General features: G+C 44.7%; 25 protein-coding genes. 14 read left to right on the top strand and 11 right to left on the bottom strand.

The features are described from left to right. Positions 1–34: 34 nt before the first annotated feature. The 3 genes from EP13_RS12835 (at position 35) to glsB (ending at position 3,585) form a co-directional block, all read left to right on the top strand. The gene (locus EP13_RS12835) at positions 35–994 is read left to right on the top strand and encodes a chemotaxis protein CheV (protein ID WP_044057635.1); all 960 of its coding nucleotides are present in this window, start codon (positions 35–37) and stop codon (positions 992–994) included. A 225-nt stretch (positions 995–1,219) separates the two neighbouring features. Beyond that, positions 1,220–2,662: an alkaline phosphatase gene (locus tag EP13_RS12830; RefSeq protein WP_044057634.1), complete on the top strand. Its 1,443-nt coding sequence runs from the start codon at positions 1,220–1,222 to the stop codon at positions 2,660–2,662. Then, on the top strand, positions 2,653–3,585 hold the full coding sequence (glsB, locus tag EP13_RS12825; RefSeq protein ID WP_375277366.1) for a glutaminase B: 933 nt from the start codon (positions 2,653–2,655) through the stop codon (positions 3,583–3,585). Before EP13_RS12830 ends, glsB begins: the two co-directional genes overlap by 10 nt. Here glsB and EP13_RS12820 read toward each other — a convergent pair. From EP13_RS12820 to EP13_RS12780, 9 genes are all read right to left on the bottom strand, one after another. After that, a complete protein-coding gene (locus EP13_RS12820; RefSeq protein WP_044057633.1) occupies positions 3,579–4,277 on the bottom strand; it encodes a VC0807 family protein in 699 nt (232 codons plus the stop codon). The two genes, glsB and EP13_RS12820, sit on opposite strands and share 7 nt — an antisense overlap. 47 nt (positions 4,278–4,324) lie before the next feature. Beyond that, positions 4,325–4,864: a rhomboid family intramembrane serine protease gene (locus tag EP13_RS12815; RefSeq protein ID WP_044057632.1), complete on the bottom strand. Its 540-nt coding sequence runs from the start codon at positions 4,862–4,864 to the stop codon at positions 4,325–4,327. 54 nt (positions 4,865–4,918) lie between these two features. Beyond that, positions 4,919–6,085 carry a glutathionylspermidine synthase family protein gene (locus EP13_RS12810; protein ID WP_044057631.1) on the bottom strand — a complete coding sequence of 389 codons (1,167 nt, stop codon included), beginning with the start codon at positions 6,083–6,085 and terminating at the stop codon, positions 4,919–4,921. 3 nt (positions 6,086–6,088) lie between these two features. Next, positions 6,089–6,736 carry a DUF1190 family protein gene (locus EP13_RS12805; protein WP_052364391.1) on the bottom strand — a complete coding sequence of 216 codons (648 nt, stop codon included), beginning with the start codon at positions 6,734–6,736 and terminating at the stop codon, positions 6,089–6,091. A 10-nt stretch (positions 6,737–6,746) separates the two neighbouring features. Further along, entirely contained in the window at positions 6,747–7,163 is a 417-nt protein-coding gene (locus EP13_RS12800; RefSeq protein ID WP_044057630.1) for a DUF350 domain-containing protein, read from the bottom strand. A 16-nt stretch (positions 7,164–7,179) separates the two neighbouring features. After that, complete coding sequence (locus tag EP13_RS12795) at positions 7,180–7,824, bottom strand: YjfK family protein (RefSeq protein ID WP_044057629.1); 645 nt, start codon at positions 7,822–7,824, stop codon at positions 7,180–7,182. A gap of 20 nt (positions 7,825–7,844) precedes the next feature. Further along, the gene (locus EP13_RS12790) at positions 7,845–8,900 is read right to left on the bottom strand and encodes a potassium channel family protein (protein WP_197035930.1); all 1,056 of its coding nucleotides are present in this window, start codon (positions 8,898–8,900) and stop codon (positions 7,845–7,847) included. A 92-nt stretch (positions 8,901–8,992) separates the two neighbouring features. Further along, entirely contained in the window at positions 8,993–9,673 is a 681-nt protein-coding gene (locus tag EP13_RS12785) for a PspA/IM30 family protein (RefSeq protein WP_044057628.1), read from the bottom strand. 23 nt (positions 9,674–9,696) lie between these two features. Further along, a complete protein-coding gene (locus tag EP13_RS12780) occupies positions 9,697–10,086 on the bottom strand; it encodes a DUF2170 family protein (RefSeq protein WP_044057627.1) in 390 nt (129 codons plus the stop codon). A gap of 236 nt (positions 10,087–10,322) precedes the next feature. Here EP13_RS12780 and EP13_RS12775 point away from each other — a divergent pair, with 236 nt between their 5' ends. From EP13_RS12775 to secF, 6 genes are all read left to right on the top strand, one after another. Beyond that, positions 10,323–10,535, top strand: a complete 213-nt coding sequence (locus tag EP13_RS12775) for a DUF6471 domain-containing protein (RefSeq protein ID WP_231401314.1) — start codon at positions 10,323–10,325, stop codon at positions 10,533–10,535. 322 nt (positions 10,536–10,857) lie between these two features. Beyond that, complete coding sequence (queA, locus tag EP13_RS12770; protein ID WP_044057625.1) at positions 10,858–11,892, top strand: tRNA preQ1(34) S-adenosylmethionine ribosyltransferase-isomerase QueA; 1,035 nt, start codon at positions 10,858–10,860, stop codon at positions 11,890–11,892. A 158-nt stretch (positions 11,893–12,050) separates the two neighbouring features. Beyond that, entirely contained in the window at positions 12,051–13,163 is a 1,113-nt protein-coding gene (tgt, locus tag EP13_RS12765; RefSeq protein WP_044057624.1) for a tRNA guanosine(34) transglycosylase Tgt, read from the top strand. A 24-nt stretch (positions 13,164–13,187) separates the two neighbouring features. Continuing rightward, positions 13,188–13,523 carry a preprotein translocase subunit YajC gene (yajC, locus tag EP13_RS12760; RefSeq protein WP_044057623.1) on the top strand — a complete coding sequence of 112 codons (336 nt, stop codon included), beginning with the start codon at positions 13,188–13,190 and terminating at the stop codon, positions 13,521–13,523. 55 nt (positions 13,524–13,578) lie between these two features. Further along, entirely contained in the window at positions 13,579–15,423 is a 1,845-nt protein-coding gene (secD, locus tag EP13_RS12755; protein WP_044057622.1) for a protein translocase subunit SecD, read from the top strand. A 10-nt stretch (positions 15,424–15,433) separates the two neighbouring features. Further along, positions 15,434–16,375 carry a protein translocase subunit SecF gene (secF, locus tag EP13_RS12750; protein WP_044057621.1) on the top strand — a complete coding sequence of 314 codons (942 nt, stop codon included), beginning with the start codon at positions 15,434–15,436 and terminating at the stop codon, positions 16,373–16,375. 85 nt (positions 16,376–16,460) lie between these two features. On the opposite strand, the gene EP13_RS12745 is transcribed toward secF, so the two are convergent. Then, the gene (locus EP13_RS12745; protein ID WP_044057620.1) at positions 16,461–17,345 is read right to left on the bottom strand and encodes a LytTR family DNA-binding domain-containing protein; all 885 of its coding nucleotides are present in this window, start codon (positions 17,343–17,345) and stop codon (positions 16,461–16,463) included. 135 nt (positions 17,346–17,480) lie between these two features. On the opposite strand from EP13_RS12745, the gene EP13_RS12740 reads away from it, so the two are divergent. Further along, entirely contained in the window at positions 17,481–18,698 is a 1,218-nt protein-coding gene (locus EP13_RS12740; RefSeq protein WP_044057619.1) for an acyltransferase family protein, read from the top strand. A gap of 188 nt (positions 18,699–18,886) precedes the next feature. Here EP13_RS12740 and suhB read toward each other — a convergent pair whose 3' ends face one another. Continuing rightward, positions 18,887–19,663 (bottom strand): inositol-1-monophosphatase, encoded by a 777-nt coding sequence (gene suhB / locus EP13_RS12735; protein ID WP_044057618.1) that lies wholly within the window; start codon positions 19,661–19,663, stop codon positions 18,887–18,889. 258 nt (positions 19,664–19,921) lie between these two features. Here suhB and trmJ point away from each other — a divergent pair, with 258 nt between their 5' ends. The 4 genes from trmJ to EP13_RS12715 all read left to right on the top strand — a co-directional run bounded on the left by trmJ (position 19,922) and on the right by EP13_RS12715 (position 23,341). Continuing rightward, positions 19,922–20,707 (top strand): tRNA (cytosine(32)/uridine(32)-2'-O)-methyltransferase TrmJ, encoded by a 786-nt coding sequence (trmJ, locus tag EP13_RS12730; protein ID WP_044057617.1) that lies wholly within the window; start codon positions 19,922–19,924, stop codon positions 20,705–20,707. 5 nt (positions 20,708–20,712) lie between these two features. Beyond that, complete coding sequence (gene cysE / locus EP13_RS12725) at positions 20,713–21,537, top strand: serine O-acetyltransferase (RefSeq protein WP_044057616.1); 825 nt, start codon at positions 20,713–20,715, stop codon at positions 21,535–21,537. Between the two features lie 121 nt (positions 21,538–21,658). Beyond that, the gene (iscR, locus tag EP13_RS12720; RefSeq protein WP_044057615.1) at positions 21,659–22,144 is read left to right on the top strand and encodes a Fe-S cluster assembly transcriptional regulator IscR; all 486 of its coding nucleotides are present in this window, start codon (positions 21,659–21,661) and stop codon (positions 22,142–22,144) included. 18 nt (positions 22,145–22,162) lie between these two features. Beyond that, on the top strand, positions 22,163–23,341 hold the full coding sequence (locus EP13_RS12715; protein ID WP_044057614.1) for an IscS subfamily cysteine desulfurase: 1,179 nt from the start codon (positions 22,163–22,165) through the stop codon (positions 23,339–23,341). Positions 23,342–23,500 lie beyond the last annotated feature (159 nt).

Below are 23,500 nucleotides of genomic sequence, written 5' to 3'. Positions count from 1 at the left end.
GATAAGTTTAAAATGGTGTAATAAGTGAGCGACAATGAACAATAGTGTGCTTTCTTCAGTTGATCAACGGACAAAGTTGGTAGGTGAAAACCGGTTGGAGCTGCTTATGTTTCAGCTAGGCACCCGCCATATCTTTGCGATGAACGTGTTTAAAATTAAAGAAGTCATCGGGATCCCGACGTTCAACAATATGCCTGGTTCACACCAAAATCTAAAGGGTGTGATGAACTACCGAGGTAGTGCCATCCCTATTATCGATTTGCGTCAAGCTATTAAGCTTCGTGGGGGAAGCATTGGAGAAGACGCGCACAATGTCATCATTACCGAGTACAACCGCAGTGTTCAGGGCTTTATCATTGGTAAAGTCATGAGTATCGTTAATACTTCTTGGGAAACCATTCAACCTCCGCCGTCTGGAATGGGAAAAACCAATTACCTTACCGCTATCACGCAGGTATCTGTGTCCGGAAAGGACGAAATTGTTGAAATTATTGATGTAGAAAAGGTCTTAGCAGAAATTATTGACTACGATACGTCTATTTCAGAAGAGGTATTAGACGACCAAATTGTGAATCACTTTAACGATAAAAGAGTGTTGATTGTCGATGATTCCAGTACCGCGAGAAAGCAAATCAGGGATACCTTGGAGCAACTTGGTATATCCATTATAGAGCGCAAAAATGGGGCCCAGGCCTTAGCGCTTTTAAAAGAGTGGGCCGATGAAGGTAAACGTCCGAGTGATGAAATTCTGCTTATGTTCACCGATGCGGAAATGCCAGAAATGGACGGCTATCGCCTTACCGCAGAGGTGAGAAGCGACCCGAGAATGTCTGACCTTTTCATTGCGCTAAATACGTCACTTAGTGGAAGCTTCAACGATGCTATGGTGGAGAAAGTTGGATGCAATCGATTTATTTCCAAGTTTCAACCAGACATGCTAGTTGATGTAGCACAGCAACGACTGAGAGAATACCTAACGTCTCATAACACCTAATACCCCTTCATTTCTTCAAGAGGGATTAAATGCGCTCAAAGTTTTGAGCTAATCCCTCTACTGTTTTACACTAACCGCCTCGATAAACTCTGCTCGGCACACAGTTTCGTCTTCTAGCGAAATTACATCATAGTGTCATGAGCAAATATTATAATTTTAAATTTTCACACCGTTCTTCTTTTCTACGGTTACGGTGATATTTTTAATACTTCAGGGAAGTTATACATGATCAAACGAAACCTTCGTTCCGCATTTGTTGCCGGGGCAACCCTTGTCGCCTTGGCTGCATGTAGTTCAACAGATACCGATACGGTTTCGACTACGAAAAATGAATTTAATGGGCCTAAGAATATCATTATGGTGGTGGCTGACGGAATGGGGCCAGCATACACCACGGCGTATCGAAACTACGTTGATGATAGTAAAACAGCAATTGTTGAAACGGTGGTTTTTGATGATTTATTGGTAGGAAATGCGTCTACTTATCCTGCACAGGTATCAGGTTATGTGACTGATTCCGCCGCTGCCGCAACGGCGTTGGCAACAGGCATTAAATCGTATAACGGGGCTATTGGCGTCGATGTGGATAAGCAACCGGTGCAGTCAGTGATGCATTACGCCAAGCAAAAAGGTATGCGTACTGGGCTGGCGGTAACCTCTCAAATCGTACACGCCACACCTGCCTCTTACATTGCTCACAATGAAAGCCGTAAAAATTATAATGCGATTGCCGATGATTTCTATGATGTAAGAGTAAACGGTGAGTTTGTTGCCGACGTAATGTTAGGTGGCGGTACCCGCTATTTTGAACGAGAAGACAGAGATGTTCTGGCGCAATTCATAGATGCTGGATATGCATATGCAGATAGCTATAACCGTTTGGCGAGCGTACCCACTGGAAGCAATGTCATTGGCTTATTTGCGCCGGTTGCTCTTCCTTGGGTGTTAGACGATAGCCGTAAAAATCGCCTTGAATACCTCACTAAACAAGCCATACGACAATTAGAAAATGATAAAGGCTTTTTCTTATTGGTAGAGGCAAGTCAAGTTGATTGGGCAGGGCACGCCAATGATATCGCGTCTGCCATGGCTGAAATGCACGACCTCGCGTTAACGATTGAATATCTTAAAGCCTATGTAAGCGAAAACCCTGATACGTTGGTGGTTTTAACTGCCGACCATAGCACGGGCGGGTTAACAATAGGCGCGAGAGGAGACTATCGTTGGACACCCAGTTTCTTGCACAAGTTGGATGCTTCCGCTTCCACTATGGCTAAAGACATTGCAGGAGAATCACTGCCGGGTGCTTATATAGAAAAGACACTAGGGTTTGCGTTGACTGACGAAGAGAAAAAGCACTTTGATGACGTTGCTAAGCAAGAGGAAAGTGAGCGATATACCGCCATTAAGTCTTTCCTTGATGATAAAACCAATACAGGCTGGACATCCACCGGTCACACAGGTGTAGATGTAGAGGTGTTTGCTTTTGGCGCGGGTTACAACGCATTTATGGGGCAGATAGATAATACAGATATCGCTAAAAAGATATTTTCTTTCATCGATAAACGTCCAGTGTTGTCTTCTGGAATTCAAACTAACATTGAAATGACCCCTTCAGATGATAAAAGCGACACGTGTAACTTCAAGGAAGATTGGCGTTGTCAGTAAGTGAACAGCCAAATATAGCGCAATTGCTTGAGGCCATATATGACGAAATAAGGCCCTTGCTGGGGCAGGGGAAGGTGGCAGATTATATTCCTGCCCTTGCCTCTGTCAGTCCGCACCAATTTGGTTTGGCTATTTGTGATGTAAACGGCGAGGTCACCTCCATAGGTGATGCAAGCACGCCATTTTCAATTCAAAGCATATCGAAAGTGTTTAACCTTGTTTTAGCTATCAATCACTACGGTGAAACCATGTGGGAGCGTGTGGGGCGCGAGCCTTCCGGTCTACCGTTTAATTCATTGGTTCAACTAGAGTATGAGAATGGCATTCCCCGAAACCCTTTCATCAATGCGGGGGCGCTGGTGATTAGCGACATGAACGAGTCGCGTTTTGCATCACCGCATATAGGTATGCGGGATTTCGTACGCCGGCTGGCCTGCAACGGTGAAGTGGTAGCCAACAAAACTGTAGCGGATTCCGAGTTCGAGCATAGAGCTAGAAATGCGGCTATGGCTTACTTGATGAAGGCCTACGGCAATTTTGAAAATGACGTTGATGATGTATTGCACAGTTATTTTCATAATTGCGCTATAGAAATGAGTTGTGAAGATTTAGCAAGGGCAACCAATTTCTTAGCTAATAAAGGCTATTCTGTGTGTGCTGACGAACAGGTGTTAACCGCAGATCAAAATCGCCAAGTTAATGCACTTTTGGCGACAAGCGGTATGTACGATGAAGCAGGTAGTTTCGCCTTCGAAGTGGGCTTACCGGGGAAAAGTGGGGTCGGTGGAGGAATAATTGCTGTGGTTCCCCAGCAATTTTCCATTTGCGTCTTTTCGCCAGCATTAAACAAGGTTGGAAACTCTCTGCTAGGTGTCGCTGCGCTTACGTCTTTAAGTAAGCGCATAGGTTGGTCGGTTTACTGATTAATAAAGTTATCTAGCTCTTCACCGGTAATCTTTTTGATTTGTGCAAAAAGGTACCAAAGTGCGGCAATCAGTAAAACCATACTGGGTATAACGATGACAGGGTAGCTCAATGCTGTCATCCTACCTAGCTCTTCTGTATAGGCAGTTGTGCCTGGTTCACTGACTAAAATAACCTTGGCGAGAATATAGTTAAGGGCTGAGGATAGAAAAAATGAACTGGCGACAATATATGAACTTACCGCGACTTTTCGTTTAAATACAGCCTGTTTTCCTTGAGCATCCAGTACTTGATTTAAGTGCGGCCAATTAATGATTTGATCATTTAAAATTAGCATTTTGACTAAAGGTTTGTCGGAATACTGAGTGACCAATACCGCAATGCCTATTAAGCCAGGAATGGCCGCTTCTTTTATAGCAATATATTCAGCAGGTAGCTTTAGCAGGCTAAAGCCGCCGGTGAGAAGCACACTCACTATACCTAATATAGAGAAGCCATTGATTTTCCCCGATTGTTTTAAGTCCCAGAGACCATAGCCAATAGGAAAACTAAGGGCTGCCACAATACTCCAAGCAGGGCCTAAGTAGTCTTCTGAACTGGCGTAGCTCATAAGTACAACGGGAATGATAATGTTGAAAGCGAGGTTGCCAAAAAATCCCTGATTTTTGGGCTGATTTTGTACTGTCGTCATAGGGTCTATTAATTACTCTTCGTTAGCGCCAATTATACGTTATCTCTTCATCGTGCCCAGTACCACGCGGCAATTAATCCGCCAATAAATCCAAATAAGTGATATTCAAAAGAAATAAATTTAGAGGTTGGAAGAATGCCTACCAGCATGCCACCGTAAAGTGCTGCGACCAGAACAGATATTACGAGGTATTTGATTTTTTTGCTTTTAAAACCGGCCAATACCAAGAACCCAAAATAGCCATATACCATGCCACTGGCACCAATATGTATAGCACCCCTGCCAAATAGCCACACACCTAAACCACCTACCATTAATGCACTTAAGGTGGTTATCACAAAGGTACGAGTACCCCACTGCATGGTTAGCCACATAAAAAGCAAGAGGGGAATAAGGTTTGCCATAAGGTGAGAGGGTGAGCCATGCAGGAAAGGCGCGCTAAAAATATACGGTAAATGGGAAAGTGAGCGAGGAATTACCCCAAATTGATTAAGCGCGTTAGCAGTAAAAACGTTGATAACTTCAATGAGGATAAGCAGGGCGCCTAAGGTGAGCAAAACCCGAAGTTGAACTGATAGTGGCTTCATAACATGTCCTTTTCTACAACGCGGTACACTGCATCAGGCTAGCTTAACGTCAGTTTATATAATGACATGGGGCAGGTAGCGAGAGAGGTCTTGCGTTATTGCAGAGCTGTCTTCTCGTACAGAAATACCCGCAGGCATATCATCAACCAACCAGCTTCCAATTAATGTATGGTTGCCATCAAATACAGGTAACGGCGCTAAAGCCTGAACTACAAATCCTTCTTCTCCATACGGGCCTGGGCTTAAATTAGATTCATGGCCACGTTCAATACTAGAAATATTCGCCCCTTCTCTGGAAAAAATAGGTTTCTTTATCCACTTACCTTGGGTGACTTTGTTACGCGCATCTTGGGCGAAGTAGGCAGGGAGTAAATTTGGGTGGTGAGGAAACATTTCCCAAAGCAAAACGAGTAATGCCTTATTCGATAGAATCGATTTCCAAGGCGGCTCAATCCAATTTACCTGTGCGTCATCCAAATATTCTCCAAAGTCCTCCCGAAGCATAAATTCCCAAGGGTAAAGTTTGAAGCAATCGGTAATGGGGGCGTCCGTTAAGTCGGTGAACACCCCAGTATCGGCGATACCGACATCTTCAATAAAGACAAAGTCGTTTTTTATGCCAGCTTCTGTCGCGCAATCTTGTAGATACTGAACAGTGCCCCTGTCTTCAACAGTATCTTTACAACAAGCGAAGTGCATTTGATTAATACCATAGTGCTGTCCAATCTCGACCAATCTATGGACTAACTTCTCTTGCAAACTATTGAACTGGTCTGCATTTCTCGGCAAAACGCCGGCATTGACCTGCTGCTCTAACCACAACCACTGCCAAAAGCCAGACTCATATAAGCTGGTGGGCGTGTCCGCATTATTTTCCAGAAATTTTGCTGGGCCTTTGCCGTTATACACAAGGTCAAGACGAGAATATAAACTGGGGTCGCGATTCTCCCAACTCGTTTTAACAAGACTCCAATGGGCTTGGGGAATGCAAAACAGCTTGAGCCATTTTTCATCATTCACCACTTTATCAACGGCGGCCAAGCACATTTGATGAAGTTCTGCGGTGGGGTCTTCTAAGTCATTTTCAATTTGTTCAAGTGTAAACTGATAGTAAGCACTTTCATCCCAGTACGGCTCTCCGTACATGGTATGAAAGTGAAACCCGAACTCGTTGGCCAACTGCTGCCAGTTTTTTCTTGCTTGGCATGGCATACGGAACATGTGTTATCCGCCCCAACTGCCTTTTCGAGCGCTACTGCCCCAAGAAGACTTCGCCCTAACGCTACTGCCAAAGCCACCACGCTTCATGGTGCGATTAACGGTGGGTTTAGGTTTAAACGTTTCTGAACGTACTTTGTAATTGCGTTTACGAATATCGCCATCAAACACATAACCGTCGGCTGATATCCATCGTGAGCGAAAAGGGGAGTTATACGAGTAAGACGTATAAAGAGGTTGAGAGTAATAACGGTTGGGTGATAAAAGTTGACTCACCATAAAACCGGCCATGAATGGCATAAAGAAACTGCCATTATTGGTATTGACTGTACGACATTGGTTAGGGCCAAATTCGTACTCACAGTCATACTCTGTATTAAATCGGGGGCTGGTGCGTTGTGCTTCTTCTACCGCAGTTTGGTAGGCAGCTTCACACTTTTCTATGGCGTTTGGGTAATCTTGCTTACAGTCATCAATGGACGTATAAATAGTGGCATCTTGACGTTCATCCGCGCAAGCACTTAGAAATACTCCGGCTACCCCCACTGCCAACGGCTTTAGGGTGAACGCTTTACGCATTTTCGCTACGTTAATTGTACTGCGTTTACGTGCTTTTAGTGGTGTATCTGTTTTGTTAGAGGAACCCGTTTTCATTGTTGCCTCCTTAGTACGTCATGCAGGCCGCGTTTAAAAGGCCTACCGCTATGGACATACCAGCAAGCATCACGCCTGCAGATACTTCATTTTCATTAATGCGTTGTGCAATTTTGGGCATAAATGTAAATCGCAACAAAGCAAAGGCGAGAGATTGCGCGATAATCGCCACCACAGCCCAAATGATAAAGTCGATTATGGCTACCGAGTTTGAGGCAGCACTTCCCAACGCTATAGCAAAACCCACTATAGCGCCGGCAAAGCCTATAGCAGCAGCTACATTTTTCTCTTCTTTCACTAATTTCCATTCATCATGGGGGGTAACTAGTGCATAGACCAACTTAAACACGAAGAGAAAAACAATAGACAAGCCGAAGTAAAGCGCAAAATTATCTAGGCCAGCTAATGAGTTCATGATTGTTTCCATGGTGTTTCCTTTATTATTAACCGTTAATCGTAATATCAGCGGGTTGAATATCAAAGCCAGTTGAGATGACAAGGCAGCGATCTAGGTTGTTTCCCACCTGTTTCTCTTCGCCTACGACAAGTAGTGACTCCACTCTATCATTTTCAATCTCACGTTCGTAGAGCATCATAAACTGATCGGTTTTACTGATGTCTCCGTCCTCTTCGTAGGTCGTTTCTGTTACCGCAACGGGCGGGGAGTCGTTACCTACGGCTTCCCAAACACGAGTAAAAGTGTAACCTTCAATTTCATAGGTAGGTTGGCTAATTAATGATGCTAAACAGTTGTCCCATTGTGACTGAGAACCAACGGTTTTAGTTTCGTAAAAATGCCAAAGTTTGACGTCGGTAATATGGTTTTCAGTCATGCCTCCGTCTAATACTACCTGCAAAAAGCCATCATCATCGGTATAAAAACGTAGCAGGGTTCCACCTGTATCGAGAGGCGCTTCACCCACCGCTTGAATAAGTTGGGAGCGCGCTGATTTTTCAATGACCAGTGACGGTTCTAATAAGGACATTTTTAGGTTGTCCAGCTCAAAGGAACCGCCTAAATACAACCCCATAACTTCAGGCGTTTTAGGTTTATCTTCAGTCTTTTTCTTAAACAGTTTACTGAACATTTTGTGCTCCTAACATGGGTTTACTCGGCATTCAGTGATGACCAGTTTATTGCCGAAATACGCCGTTCAGCAATATAGAACAGGGTATCGCTAGGGGACAAATTAGTTTCTAGGGGAGGGTTCACCACCATTTCCTTTACTTGCCCCTTTGGTGCATACCCTATAAATATGGCATCGTGGTGCTTTTTCAAATTGATAAAAAGCTTCGCGACTGAAATATTGGGGCTATCTGGCGGTATTTTTACTGAAAATTGTGCTTGCCCTTCATCCACGCTAAGTAAATCGTGGTGAAGCATACTGGAACCTGGGTCAAAGGCAGCCTTTGCGAGCATTTCTACTGCCACACTGGGCGTGCACTCCACTTTAGGGCAATGCTCTTGTAATAGGCTAACCAAACTGTCGTCATTGAAATAGGCGACTTGATGGGCATCAGGATTACGTTTGGCACAATACAAAGCCGTTGTCATCGTCACGTCATCTTGAGGATTATCGACAAGTATGGTTTGGGCGGTTGCTACGCATGCTCTATCCATGTCTTCATCTTTGTTGAATGAATCGACTTTTACAAATTCAATCACACCGGGCATGGGATTGGTAATGTCCGCTTTAACGCACAACACAATGTCCGGTTTTACACTCATGGCTTCTCGTTCTTGAAGCAATAAATTTAACAACAACATGGTGCGCTGTTCATTCCACCCAATAACAAGAATATGTTGATTCGATTGTAAACTCGTCATACCCATCAATCCTTTTCTCCACTGTTCAGACACCCAGGCAGCAATTCGGCCAATGACCATGGCGAAAATACTCAAACCTAACGGAATTACGTAAAACGCCACAATGAGCTTGCCGGCGCTACTGACAGGCGAGAGATCGCCATAGCCTACCGTTGACGCTGTGACGGCTAACCAATATATAAAGTCAGCACGGGCAATAAGGTCGTTTTCACCGGCTGCATATAGAAGCCAATAGCTGGAAATTCCATAAAAAACAGTGGCACCTAAAATAGTGTACCACCGTGACTCGGCAAAATACTGCAGCATAATTCTGCGTACTTTTATCCATGAGGTCATAGATGACATCACCTTTTTTGTTTTTATTCAGTTTGCCCGAAGGCGGTGTCCGTACGTTAAGAAAAACGGGAGCTAATTGCTCCCGTTCTGCCTTAATTACCCAAGATGCGGGCTAGCTCATCGTCTGCTGAATTTTTTCCGCCTTTAATACCAGCTTCAGATAAACGTTTTTCTAAATCGCTACTCGATTCATCGCTGGCAAGCTCTTCTGCAGCTTGCAATTCTGCATTACGCATTTTTTGCTTTTCCTGAATACGAGACAAAGATTCAGTGGCCGTTTTCATTTTGCTATTGGCCCCCATATGACGGGAGGATACCGCCACTTGTGCCTTTTGAACGCTTTCTGTGGCCTTAACCATATCCACTTGTTGCTCAAGGCGACGTAGGTTAGCTTTAGCCTGTTGAATGTTCTGTGCAAGTTGTCTTTCGGACTGCTTGAACTGGTCTAAATACGCTTGCTCTTGCTCACGCTCTTCTTTCAGTTCTGCGACTTTCTGAGCACAGTCTAATGCTAGTTGTCGATCCGAGTCTATGGCCTTTCTGGCGTGAGTTTCGTACTCGGCAATGGATGAGTCAAAGCTGTCCACTTTCTGTTGAGACAATTTGCATTTCGCTAAAATTTGCGTGCGTGCGTGATCGGATTTGCGCAGTTCCTCTTTCGCTTCACGAATTTCTTGTTCCAAAATTCGAATAGCTTGACTATCTACTACTGTCTGCGCTGCCTCAGTTGCACCACCCTTAACAGCCGTTACTAATTTTTTCCACACTGACATTCGCTTCTCCTTAGAAGAAAATTTTATTTAAGGTGAGTTTCATAAGCATCTAAAAACGATGCAACATTTTGAAACAGAGTCTCTACTTCAATCACAATACTTTCTGCTTTCGACTGTGCGCTTAATGCGCCAAAGGCCGTGTAGTATTCTTCAGTCCCTATGGTTGAAATTCCCACCGTGGTTAATGGGAAAACCATATGGCTAGACAAAATTTCGTGATCCAATGCAGGTTTGTCTTTCACTTCATCTGCGGCAAATAACAAACTTTCAACCAAAATCTGCTCACCGCTGATGGCTAGCCATGCATCGATGCCATCTTGATTTGCAATAAGCAAACAGTTTTCTTCACGTGTAACCACAAAGTCATCGTGGTCCTTAAATAGAGCCTCGATACTTTCAAGATCCCAACTCATACAGTTCTCCTTTCAAATTGAAGCGATAATGTCGAACGCTACTGTAACCAGTATTTTCGCATTCGCCAATAATCTTGACTTGCAGTGTAGCCACTATCTGCCATAATCGTCAATAACGAATACGCTTTTAATGTGTAAAAAAGTGTGTTTTTGTAAATTATATATCACAAATGGGGTGTTTCTTGAGTGCAAAAAATGCGTGGCGAGAAGCGGTAGCGCGGCTAGTAAAGTCTGAAATGTCGGTACGTGGCGTCAAATATCAGGGGTTAAGTGCACGTTTAGCCGACATTGGCGTACAACAAAGTGCGGATAACCTAAGGAATAAAGTGAATAAAGGAATTATGGGGGCAGATTTGCTCGTACAAATTTTGTACGTACTAAAAGCTCGGCCTGTGGATGCTAACTTATTAGAAGAAATCTTAACTGATCTTGACGCATCAAAAGAGTAGAATAGGGCGGATAAAAAAGTACCCGACAAATGCCGGGTACGAACGATAAGGAATGTTATGGGAGAACATCATCACTATCTGGAGCAAATGTTAATCGTTTAAGCATATGCTCGCTAGCGTTATTTTTTGATTGTGCGTATTTTAAGCGATAAGTAGGTATTAAAAAAAATACTTAAAGCTTAAGTGGTAGGATTTCTAAGGCTTTGGTAGGGGGATGTTTTCGCGAAAAACTTAGACGTAAGTATAATCTAAACGAAACTTAGCGCAACTTAATCAATCACACTCAGGTGTAAATTGAGACGTAATAACGAAATGATCAACTATGAAATTATCTGAATTTAGCTTTACACTTCCCGAAAAACTCATCGCCAAATACCCCACTGAAAATCGTTCTGCCAGCCGGTTGCTGCAACTGGATGGCAAAACAGGGAAGGTGAGCCACAGTATGTTCACTGACATGTTAGATCTTGTGGACGAAGGTGACCTGCTTGTTTTTAATAACACTCGAGTTATCCCTGCTCGGTTATTGGGCAAGAAGGAAACCGGTGGGCAAGTTGAAGTCTTGGTAGAGCGTATCATCGATGAACATACCGCCCTTGCGCATGTTCGCGCGAGTAAAGCGCCTAAGCCGGGAACTAAGCTGACGCTAGAAGACAAAGTCAATGTGACCGTTAAAGGTCGAGAAGAGGCTTTGTTTGTGCTTACTTTCAACCATGAAGAAACAGTGCTGCAATTATTGGAAGCTCATGGTCACATGCCGCTACCTCCTTATATTGACCGGCCAGATGAAACCTCGGATAAAGAACGTTACCAAACCGTTTACAACGATAAGCCTGGCGCAGTTGCGGCGCCTACTGCAGGCCTTCACTTTGATGACGACATTTTGGCTGCCCTAACGCGTAAGGGGGTAAAGCTCGCATTTGTAACCTTGCATGTTGGAGCTGGCACTTTCCAGCCAGTGAGAGTGGACAACATTTTAGAACACAAAATGCATGCAGAATACGCGGAAGTTCCAGATTCAGTGGTAGATGCTGTGCGTGAAACTAAAGCCGCAGGTCACCGGGTAATTGCGGTTGGCACCACGTCTGTTCGTTCGTTAGAGTCGGCGGCGAAAGCCGCTGGTGACGAGCTGATTGCACCATTTTACGCAGATACGGATATTTTTATTTACCCTGGATTCAACTTCAAAGTGGTTGATGCTATGTTCACAAATTTCCATCTGCCAGAGTCTACGTTGATGATGTTAATCAGTGCATTTGCAGGAAAAGAGCATGTGATGTCGGCTTATCAAGAAGCCATTGAGCAGGAATATCGGTTCTTCAGTTACGGCGATAGTATGTTTATTAAGAAGTGCTAAGTATGGCCAGTATTCGCTGACTTCGCGAGAAACATAGATACGGGGCATGATCTCAGTGGAATTACTGGTATAATCGCCGCCAATTTATATTTATACCCAGCGCCAAGGGCGCAATTTATACCACGCCAAAAGGCGTATCAGAATGGGAATGCTTTCACATGCAATTTGAGTTGTTAAAAACCGATGGTCGCGCAAGACGCGGTCGTTTGGTATTTGAACGTGGTGTTGTTGAAACCCCCGCGTTTATGCCTGTTGGTACTTACGGTACCGTTAAGGGGATGACCCCAGAAGAATTAGATGACAGTGGTGCTCATATCTGTCTGGGAAATACGTTTCACTTAATGCTTCGCCCAGGCACGGGAATTATTCGCCAACACGGCGATTTACACGACTTCATGAATTGGGATAAGCCTATTCTTACTGATTCTGGCGGCTTCCAAGTATTTAGTTTGGGTGATTTGCGCAAAATCACTGAAGAAGGCGTGACCTTCCGCTCACCTATTAATGGTGAAAAAATTCTACTTACGCCTGAGAAATCAATGGAAGTTCAGCGGGATTTAGGTTCGGACATCGTGATGATTTTTGACGAATGTACGCCTTACCCTGCTACAGAGCAGGAAGCGCGGGTTTCCATGGAAATGTCATTGCGTTGGGCTAAGCGTTCAAAAGAAGCCCACGGCGATAATCCTGCTGCTTTGTTTGGTATCATCCAAGGTGGTATGTATGAAGGGTTACGCGACGTTTCACTTGCTGGCTTAGAAGCGATTGGGTTTGACGGTTATGCCATTGGTGGTTTGTCGGTGGGTGAACCCAAAGAAGACATGATCCGCATTATTGATCATACTGCTCCGCAAATTCCAGAAGACAAGCCACGCTATCTTATGGGGGTAGGTAAGCCTGAGGATTTAGTGGAGTCGGTAAGACGCGGTATTGATATGTTCGACTGCGTTATGCCAACGCGTAACGCGCGAAATGGTCATCTGTTCGTAACCGAAGGGATAGTGAAAATACGTAACGCAAAACATCGTAATGATACGTCTCCTTTGGACGAAAAATGCGACTGTTACACTTGTAAAAACTATTCTCGCTCCTATCTACATCATTTGGACAAGTGTAACGAGATATTGGGTGCGCGATTAAATACCATCCATAATCTTCGTTACTATCAGCGTGTAATGCAAGGTCTTCGCGATGCCATTGATGCAGGCACGCTTGAACAGTTTGTACAAGAATTTTATGAACAAAAAGGGTTGCCGGTTCCGGCACTATAACAACGATAATTATTGGGGAAATTTATGAGCCTATTCATTTCAAACGCGTATGCGCAATCAGCAGGTGGTCAACAAGGTGGTGGCATGGAAATGCTAATCATGTTGGCAGTATTCGGTTTAATTTTTTACTTTCTTCTATACCGCCCGCAAGCTAAGCGTGTAAAAGAGCATAAAAGCCTAGTGTCTTCACTGGGTAAGGGCGATGAGGTGCTTACTCAAGGTGGTCTTGTGGGTAAGATTACCAAAGTGTCTGAGGAAAAAGACTTTATCGAAATTGCCCTTAACGACACTAACAACATTGTTGTTCAAAAGTCATCGGTAACGGCGTTGTTACCAAAAGGCACAATGAAGTCGCTGTAATTGAGATACGCCGGGGCCGGGAAGCTTCCCGGTGCTGGCACGAAAGGAATATCCAGTGCTAAACAAAAACTCTCTGTGGAAGGTACTATGTGCCATAGTCGTTATCGGCTTGTGCGCGCTGTATGCGCTTCCTAATATTTACGGTGAAGATCACGCGGTTCAGATTTCTGCTGGCCGCGACGCTACGGTCACCGAATCTATGGTTGAACAGGTAAAATCGACCCTAGCGGAAAAAAACATTTCAGTAAAACGCATTGAATTTGCTGATGAGCAGATTCTCGTTCGCGTACCAGATTCTGATTCACAATTGGTTGCAAGAGAAGCGCTCGAGTCTGCGCTAGGTGATGACTATTTTGTCGCAATGAACCTTGCCCCAGATACGCCAGAATGGTTAGAGGAATTAGGCGGCACTCCAATGAAGCTAGGCCTAGACCTACGTGGTGGTGTTCACTTCCTAATGGAAGTTGATATGTCTGAGGTGATTACAAAATCATTAGAAGATGCGGAAAGTGGATTTAGAACGTCTCTTCGTGAAGAAGGTATTCGTTACCGTGGGGTCACACAAAAAGATAACCACGTTGACATTACCTTCCGTGATGAAGAAGCGTTAGATAAAGCCGAATTCTTTCTTCGAAATCAAAATCGTGACCTAACCTATACGCAAGTTGACGATCTTGTGCTTCGCGCAGTGTTCTCTGAAGCCAAGCTTCAAGAAATTCGTGAAAATGCGGTAAAGCAAAATATTACGATTATTCGCAACCGTGTGAACCAATTAGGTGTAGCAGAACCGCTGGTGCAAAAACAAGGTGCGGAACGAATTGTTGTGCAGTTGCCCGGTATTCAAGACACCGCGCGGGCGAAAGAAATTCTAAATGCTACGGCCACGCTAGAGTTTCGGATGGTGGATCAGAAAAACGATATACGTGATGCGCTAAATGGCCGAGTCCCTCCGGGTTCTCAAATTATTGAAGACCAACAAGGAATTCCCCAGTTGCTTGAAAAGCGCATTATGCTTACAGGTAGCCACATCATTGACGCTAACAGCGGTGTGGATGAATATGGCCTACCCAATGTAAACATATCGCTAGATTCTGAAGGCGGCAATAAAATGTCCCGTTCAACCCGTGGCAATATTGGCAAGCCCATGGCGACAGTTTTTATTGAATACAAATCTACCGATGAACGAAACGACGAAGGTAAATTGGTATTTGAAAAACATGAACAGGTTATTTCTGTGGCCACCATTCGTGCCCAATTGGGCAGTAAGTTTCAAATTACCGGCCTTGATTCACCCAAAGAAGCGCGTGATTTAGCATTACTTTTGCGTGCTGGTGCTCTGATTGCTCCCATCCAAATTGTTGAAGAACGCACGGTGGGTCCAAGCCTAGGTAAGGAAAATATCGAATTGGGTATGCAAGCGATTGTTTACGGCCTTGCAGCTGTGCTTGTCTTTATGCTTATTTACTACAAAGCGTTTGGTGTGGTAGCGAACATCGCACTGATGACAAACCTAGTCATGATTGTGGGCATTATGTCGATGATCCCTGGTGCGACCCTTACCTTGCCGGGTATGGCTGGCATTGTTTTGACAGTAGGTATGGCCGTCGACGCGAATGTACTTATATTCGAGCGAATTCGAGAAGAATTACGTGATGGACGAAGTCCACAACAAGCTATCCATCAAGGGTACGACAGTGCGTTTTCAACTATTCTTGATGCAAATATAACTACCTTTATTGCGGGTTTAATCCTTTTCGCTGTGGGCACCGGCCCTATTAAAGGCTTTTCGATTACGCTTATGATAGGTATCGCTACCTCTATGTTTACCGCCATTTTAGTGACTCGCGTTATTGTTAATGCGGTATGGGGTGGGAAACGTCTTGAGAAGTTGGCAATTTAAGGAGCGTAACATGCAATTATTAAAACTATCCGACAGCGTCAACTTTATGCGCCTTCGCTTTCCTGCGATGGTGCTATCTACTCTTCTTATCATTGGTTCATTCGTCTCTCTAGGCGTGAACAGCCTTAATTGGGGGCTTGATTTCACGGGCGGGACCCTAATTGAAGTGGGCTATGAAGACGCCGCAAACTTAAGTGATATTCGCGGAAAGTTGAACGAGGCCAATTTTGGTGATGCCATTGTGCAGAACTTTGGTAGCAGCCAAGACGTGCTTATTCGCATTTCGCCTAGAGATGGTGTGAAAGCCGTTACCATTGGCGAACAAGTACTTGAAGCCTTACGTGCTGACGGTACAGCAGTGGATATGCGAAGAATTGAGTTTGTAGGGCCGAATGTAGGCGAAGAACTCACTGAGCAAGGTGGTCTTGCGATGTTAGTGGCGCTGCTATGTATCTTAGTTTACGTGGCAATGCGATTCGAATGGCGTTTTGCGTTGGGGTCCGTATCTGCACTAACTCACGATGTTATTCTTACTTTAGGCTTGTTCTCTGTATTGCAAATAGAGTTCGATTTAACTGTGTTGGCGGCGGTACTTGCGGTGATAGGTTATTCACTTAACGATACCATTGTTGTGTGTGACCGTATTCGTGAAAACTTCCGCAAAATCCGAAAAGGTGAGCCGGTAGACATCATCAATACTTCGCTTACTCAAACGTTAAACCGTACCATTATTACGTCATTGACCACAGTACTTGTGCTTGTTGCGCTGTTTTACAAAGGCGGTGCGCTAATACATGGGTTCGCGACGGCACTATTGTTTGGTGTTGTGGTAGGTACTTATTCATCAATCTACATTGCAAGTTCAGTTGCACTTGCTTTGGGTATCAGTAAAGAAGACCTGATGCCTCCGCAGGTGGAAAAAGAAGGTGCAGATTTAGATCCTATGCCGTAAATAGGCAATGGTGTGTCGCGCCGAATAACACTGATGAAGTAGAAAGCCGCACTGAGTTGCGGCTTTTTTTATTTGCGACATGGGGTTATTTATCGAGAGTCAGTTTATATCTTCTCGACATCTTGACCGTGTGGCCGTTTTTTAACCTAATGACGCCGTCCCCGCTATCGGCGACTTTCATGCTTTCAATATCATTCATATTAACGGCAAAAGAACGGTGGACCCGTGCAAAGGGAAGGTAAGCATTTTCATCTAAAAATGAGGTTAGTGTTGTACGCATAGGGTAGACATTGTCACCAATATGCAGGTTGACATAATTCCCCGAAGACACCATCCAATTGATATCTTGCTTATTAATGAGAAATTCACGTCCGTTCTTTTTAATGAGTAGTACGTCACAATGTACGCCTTCCTCGTCGATGGAATGTGTAGCATTGTCTACTTTCGATGACGCGGGTTTTAGCCCAATTTTTCTAGCGTCCCCCAGCCATTGCGCCACCACAAAGCGATAACACCAAATCATGACAACGAAAAACACAAAAGACCACAGGTCTTTGCGCATCTCATAAATGAGTTCAAAGAACCATTGTTCTGTAGACGTCGCGAACTGGTAGTGACTGCCAGTCAATGCGTAAATGACCGCTCTACTGGCAATCATCAACACAATATGGGTGGCAGCAAAACAGAGCCCCATGACGCTGTATAGCACAATGCTAAAAGTGGGGCGATCCCATCGCCAAGGATATCGGTTTAGGACGTTAGCCAGTGCCATCACCACGCAAAAGCTGCTAAAAGCACTGGTATATTCCCATACAAAAGGCTCCCATTGCGCAAAAGGTAACGGGGGCGTGCGCATGGCCTCCATCAACACCGTGGTGCTATTGATAAACCCATTAACGATGAAGTAAAGGCCAAGTAGGCAAAGAGATATCGCGCCTTGGTGCGCTTGAAACCTGGCTTTATTTATCATGTGAACATTTGTCCTTCTGTCACTTAATTCCACCGCTTGTCACTTTATAACGTACTTTCAATAACTTGCTTGATAGATTCTACACACTTATGTGGCCAACAATGGCAAACGCGCTTCATCTTATTAAGGGACCCGATGAATACAAAATACCATACACTTGCACACTCAGAAAATTCTCGAATTGTGGCGCTTGATTATCTTAGGGTATTCGCCGTTATTGTTTTGTTCTTTTTTCATTTGGGCATGATTTGGGTACCTGAGTGGCATTTTCATTTTAAGCAAGAAACCCATTGGTTTTGGCTGCAACACATCATGCTGTTAAGTTCACCATGGAGAATGGGGTTGCTGTGGTTTGTGGCGGGAACCTCGCTGTATGTTATGCAGCAGAAATACGGCGTGTATTTTTTAATAACCCGTAGAAGTAATGCGATATTACTTCCGCTATTAATCGGGGTTTATGGCATTGTCCCAATACAGCTGTTTGTTGAAATGACCCAAAAAGGCGCAATCGATACATCGTTAGGCCAATTTTTCATACAGTTTTATTTTGGTGCAAACGACTATTTTGAGGGCTTTAGTTCAGGTATTTGGCATCACGTAGATGTGAACCACCTGTGGTTTCTGCGTTCTCTTTGGCGGTTCACGTTACTGTTGGTTATTTTTAACCGGCCTCTTGCATGGATACGCGGCCGATGGGGCAACTTCAACAGTGCATGGTTGGTACTACTGGTTTCTTTGTCACTTTTTGCTTCTCAAATAGAGGACAGCGATGATAAGCGCGACCTTTATGGTTTAGCGTGTTTAGTCTGGGGTTATCTTTTTGGTAGCCGTGCACAATTTTGGGGGTGGTTAAATGACAAGCGTAGTGCCCTTGTTGTATTTGCCATTGTACTTACCCTGTTGTACGAAGTGGGGTTTGGGATAGGGCGTTACTATCCTGACAACCTGCTAATAAAAGACACCGCTTTATGGTCGTATTACTTGGCTAAAGTCATTAGCTTATTTGCTATTTTAGCATTGGCAAATATGCTTTTTGTTACGCCACACCCCGCTGTGACAAAGGCAAACGCGTACGTCTTTCCTTTGTATGTTATTCATCAAAGCGTGATAATCGCTGTTGGCTATGGTATCACGAATTGGGCAATGCCCGCGCACAAGGCCATGCTGGTATGTGCCATTTTGAGCGCATTAATATGCGTTGCACTATTGTTGTTGTGCAAATACAGTGATGTCGCAGGCGCACTTTTAGGTAAGAAAGCAAAGGCATCCCATTGGCTAACGGGTAAGGTGGCCCAAATCGCCATCGCATTAATAACGTTACCTTTAGCGTTTAAGCTTATCGGCTTGATATAGCGCTCGGATAACGTCGTTTTTATTGGGTTTGGTAAGGGAGGGAGTTCTCATCACAGGGCGCTAAAAAAGGGACGAATGGGTTTAATTCGTCCCTTCATGTGCTTTTCATTTAGCCCGAGTTGTGGTGCTGGGCTGAGGCAAACCATCAAAGGCAAAAGCCAGAGACGACATGACCTAGTCTATATGACTTATTTTAAGTGTTTGACCAAGCCTTGAACTACCTTAGCGCTACCGGCAACAATTTCGCCTTTGTGAAGCGGATCGTTATTCCCTTTAAAGTCGGTAACTAGGCCGCCCGCTTCGCGAACAATAAGCTCGCCTGCTGCGATGTCCCAGGTCTTAATTCCACGCTCCCAATAACCGTCATGGCGGCCTGCTGCCACGTAGGCTAAATCTAACGCTGCACTGCCGGCGCGGCGAATATCACCTACATCGTGGAAGATTTTATTAAGGCTTAATGCGTACTCACCAAAGGCGGCTTTATTTTTAAAAGGAAGGCCAGTAGCAATAATCGTTTCAGACAAATCCCGCGGCTTAGAGGCGCGAATACGGTAGCCGTTTAACTGCGCACCTTGACCGCGACTAGCGGTGAATAGTTCGCTGCGAATGGGGTCAAATACCACGGCTTGGTCTAAACGACCTTTATGAAGAAGTGCGATTGAAACCGCAAAGTGAGGAATGCCTTTTACAAAGTTAGTGGTGCCATCTAGTGGATCGATAATCCACTGATATTCTGTTTCTGTGCCAAGTACTTCGCCAAATTCTTCACCTAAAAAACAGTGATTTGGGAAGGACTGCTGAATTTTAGCAATAATTGCTTGCTCTGCTTCTTTATCAACTTGGGTAACAAAATCATTTAAGCCTTTAGACTCTGTTGCTACTTCGTTATATTTCTCAAAACCGCGAACAATAACTGTTCCAGCCGCACGCGCAGCGCGCACTGCAATATTCAGCATAGGATGCATAGATAAACCACCAATTGTAAAAGATCAATGAAATAACCAAGCTGTACAAAAAATAGCTAGTTATTTTCGAAAACGGGCGGAGTCTACCAGAATCTATGCGCGATGCAAATGAATTCCCAGAACAAGAGGGTGAATAGCCATCTATCACGCCGCTATGGTACACTCGCGACCAATCTTAGCAATAAGATTGCATAAAGACGCTAGGGTAGAGCAAGGCTACATTGGCGAACGCAGAACGGTAATTAGGTATCATCCCCCATGTTAGAAAATATTCGCATCATTTTAGTTAATACATCCCACACGGGGAACATTGGTTCAACCGCCCGTGCCATGAAAACCATGGGACTCAGTAGCCTCTATTTGGTCAATCCGGTGAATGAACCTGATGGCCAAGCCAGCGCTCTAGCCGCAGGGGCAGGGGATGTACTCGCGAACGCTAAAATTGTGGATACGTTAGAAGAAGCCGTAAAAGATTGCGGATTGGTGGTTGGCACGTCAGCCCGTTCTCGCACGCATTCATGGCCTATGCTGGGTCCCCGCGACTGCGGAGAAAAGCTCGTCCAAGAAGTAGAAAAATATCCTGTGGCATTGGTATTTGGCCGAGAAAATAGTGGCTTAACTAATGAAGAGTTGCAGCAGTGTCACTTTCACATGTGCATTCCGGCAAACCCTGAATATAGTTCGCTTAATCTAGCCGCAGCGGTTCAAACCCTGTGCTACGAAATCCGCATGGCCTATCTCAATCGCGAAATTTACCCAAGCGTAGAAGAAGAGTACCCATTAAACGAAGATTTAGAGCGTTTCTATACGCATTTAGAAACCACGTTGGAAAGTACGTCTTTTATTCGTAGAAGTCACCCTGGTGTGGTGATGACGAAGCTTCGTCGTTTGTTTAACCGCGCACGTCCAGAATCGCAAGAGTTAAATATATTGCGCGGAATTTTAGCGTCAATTGATAAATCAGTTAAATCAACAGGCCCAAGTCAAAGTGACGGGGTAGATGCGCCGATGAATGAAGATGCGCTAAAAGAATCGCAAGAGTAAGTCACATGTTTGCCCGTATTAAAGATGATATTCAAGGGGTTTTTCATCGCGACCCTGCGGCGCGAAATACGTTTGAAGTGCTAACCAATTATCCAGGCCTCCACGCGGTGTGGCTACACCGTATTAGCCACAAATTGTGGAAAGCCGAGTGGAAATGGTTGGCGCGCACATTATCAACCTTTAGCCGCTGGTTGACGGGCATAGAAATCCACCCAGGTGCAACAATGGGTAGGCGGGTATTTATTGACCATGGCATGGGCGTGGTCATTGGTGAAACCGCCGAAATTGGCGATGATGTTACGCTTTACCATGGCGTGACCCTGGGCGGAACCAGCTGGAAAGCAGGTAAGCGTCACCCAACGCTTAAGAAAGGCGCAGTGGTGGGCGCAGGAGCGAAAGTTTTGGGGCCTATCATTATTGGCGAAAACGCCAAAGTAGGGTCTAACTCTGTGGTCGTGAAAGACATTCCAGACGGTGCGACCGCAGTGGGCATCCCAGGTCGAATTATTATTTCAAAACAGCAAAGTGAAAATACAACGGTGAACCCAAACCGAGATAAAATTGCTGAGAAATATGGCTTCGACGCTTACGCGGTTGCCCCTGACAACCCAGATCCAGTGGCAAACGCCATGGGTATAATGCTTGAACACATGCATCAAATGGACACCAAAGTAGAGGAAATGTGTAAAGTTATTCAGTCTCTGGGCGGCGATGTATGTACTGATAACCTTCACAATATTAGTGCTGAAGACTTTGCAGACAGTGGGTTTGACCTGACAGAAAGACAAGAAAGGGAAAGGGCACATTCCTCTTTTGACCCAGCTATTTAGCTTGTTCAGCGAAAACGATTAACTTAATCAATAATACTTGACTAATTTACTGGGTCTTATACTTGACCATTTTAGTCAGGTATGTGAAAATTCCTGCATCAAAAAACGGCGGGAGAATTCAATGAAACTTACTTCTAAAGGGCGCTATGCAGTTACCGCGATGCTTGATGTGGCTTTGCATTCTAAGCGCGGTCCAGTGCCTCTTGCCGATATATCAGAACGACAAGAAATTTCTTTATCTTACCTTGAGCAGCTTTTTTCACGTTTGCGCAAAGAACAGCTAGTAGACAGTGTTCGCGGCCCAGGTGGTGGTTATTTGCTAGGCCGTCAGGCAAGTGAAATCGCGATAGGTGAGGTAATACGTGCGGTAGATGAATCTATTGATGCAACGCGTTGCCAAGGGCAGGCAGATTGCCAAGGCGGCGATCGTTGTCTTACACACAGTTTATGGCAAGACTTAAGCGATCGTATTTCTGTATTTTTAAATTCAATCACTCTTGGTGAGCTAATGGCGAAGCGCGACGTACAAGAAGTAGCAGGGCGTCAAGACAATAACGCCTCTTTGCGCAATATTACCAACGACATTGAAGTTAGTATTCAATTATAGATAGGTATTAAGAGACACATGGCTTTATCAACGCCCATTTATCTCGACTATGCAGCGACGACACCTGTCGACCCGTTAGTGGCTGATGCAATGGCAAAGTGCCTAACGTTAGATGGCAACTTTGGTAATCCAGCATCTCGCAGCTACCGCTTTGGCTGGATGGCTGAAGAGGCCGTAGACGTGGCAAGAAACCAGATAAGTGATGCGCTTAACTGTGACCCTCGAGAAATCGTTTTTACGTCTGGTGCCACAGAATCAAATAACCTTGCTATTAAAGGTGTCGCGCAAGGTTATGGTCAAGGGAAAGAAAACAAAGGCAAACATATTATTACGGTAAACACCGAACATAAAGCGGTGTTAGATACCTGTGAATTCCTTGAAGGCCAAGGGTTTGAAGTAACCTACTTAAACGTGCAAAAAGACGGTTTGATAAGTGTCGCAGAGCTTGAAAGTGCACTGCGTGACGACACCATCCTAGTGTCGGTTATGCATGTGAACAACGAACTTGGGGTTATTCAAGATATTCAAGCTATTGGCGCGCTTTGTCGCGAAAAGGGCATCTTGTTTCACGTGGATGGTGCGCAAAGCGTGGGGAAAATCGCCATCGATTTATCAGCGCTGCCTATCGACTTACTGTCTATTTCCGCGCACAAGATATACGGCCCCAAAGGCATGGGAGCGCTTTATGTGCGTCGTCGCCCGAAGATAAATCTGGTGGCACAAATCCATGGTGGTGGCCACGAGCGTGGTATGCGTTCCGGCACCCTTGCAACCCATCAAATTGTGGGAATGGGAGAAGCTATCGCCCTTGCAAACCAGAATATGGCTGCAGAGGGAGAACGTATTAAAGTTCTTCGAGAGTCGTTATGGAATGGATTAAAGCAGTTAGATGACGTTTTTTTAAACGGTCATGAAACACAACGTGTTCCCGGCATATTAAATGTCAGTTTTGCGGGTGTAGATGGCGAAAGCTTAATGATGGGGTTGAACGATATCGCTGTATCCTCAGGCTCGGCATGTACATCGGCAAGTTTGGAACCGTCTTATGTACTAAAAGCTATCGGCAGAAGCAACGAGTTAGCTCATGCTGGTATTCGCTTTAGTGTGGGGCGTTTTACGACCCAACAGGACATTGACTACGTGGTACAGAAAGTCACAGATGTGACAACGCGATTACGTCAAGCAGTAAGCGCATAAGGTGCTGCTTTTCGCGCGTTTTACATGTAAGTGAAATTTAAACTATTGCGGCTAGAAATAAACGGCTGAATATTTGAGTGAAATAGTCGGGTATTATATACTACCGCACCAAATTTTTAGGCTGCCCTCAATGTAACTGGCAGTTTGCACTGAATTTAA

Source organism: Alteromonas australica (genome assembly GCF_000730385.1).
In the GTDB taxonomy this organism is placed as follows: Bacteria; Pseudomonadota; Gammaproteobacteria; order Enterobacterales; family Alteromonadaceae; genus Alteromonas; species Alteromonas australica.
This window is presented reverse-complemented; position numbering and strand designations above follow the sequence as displayed.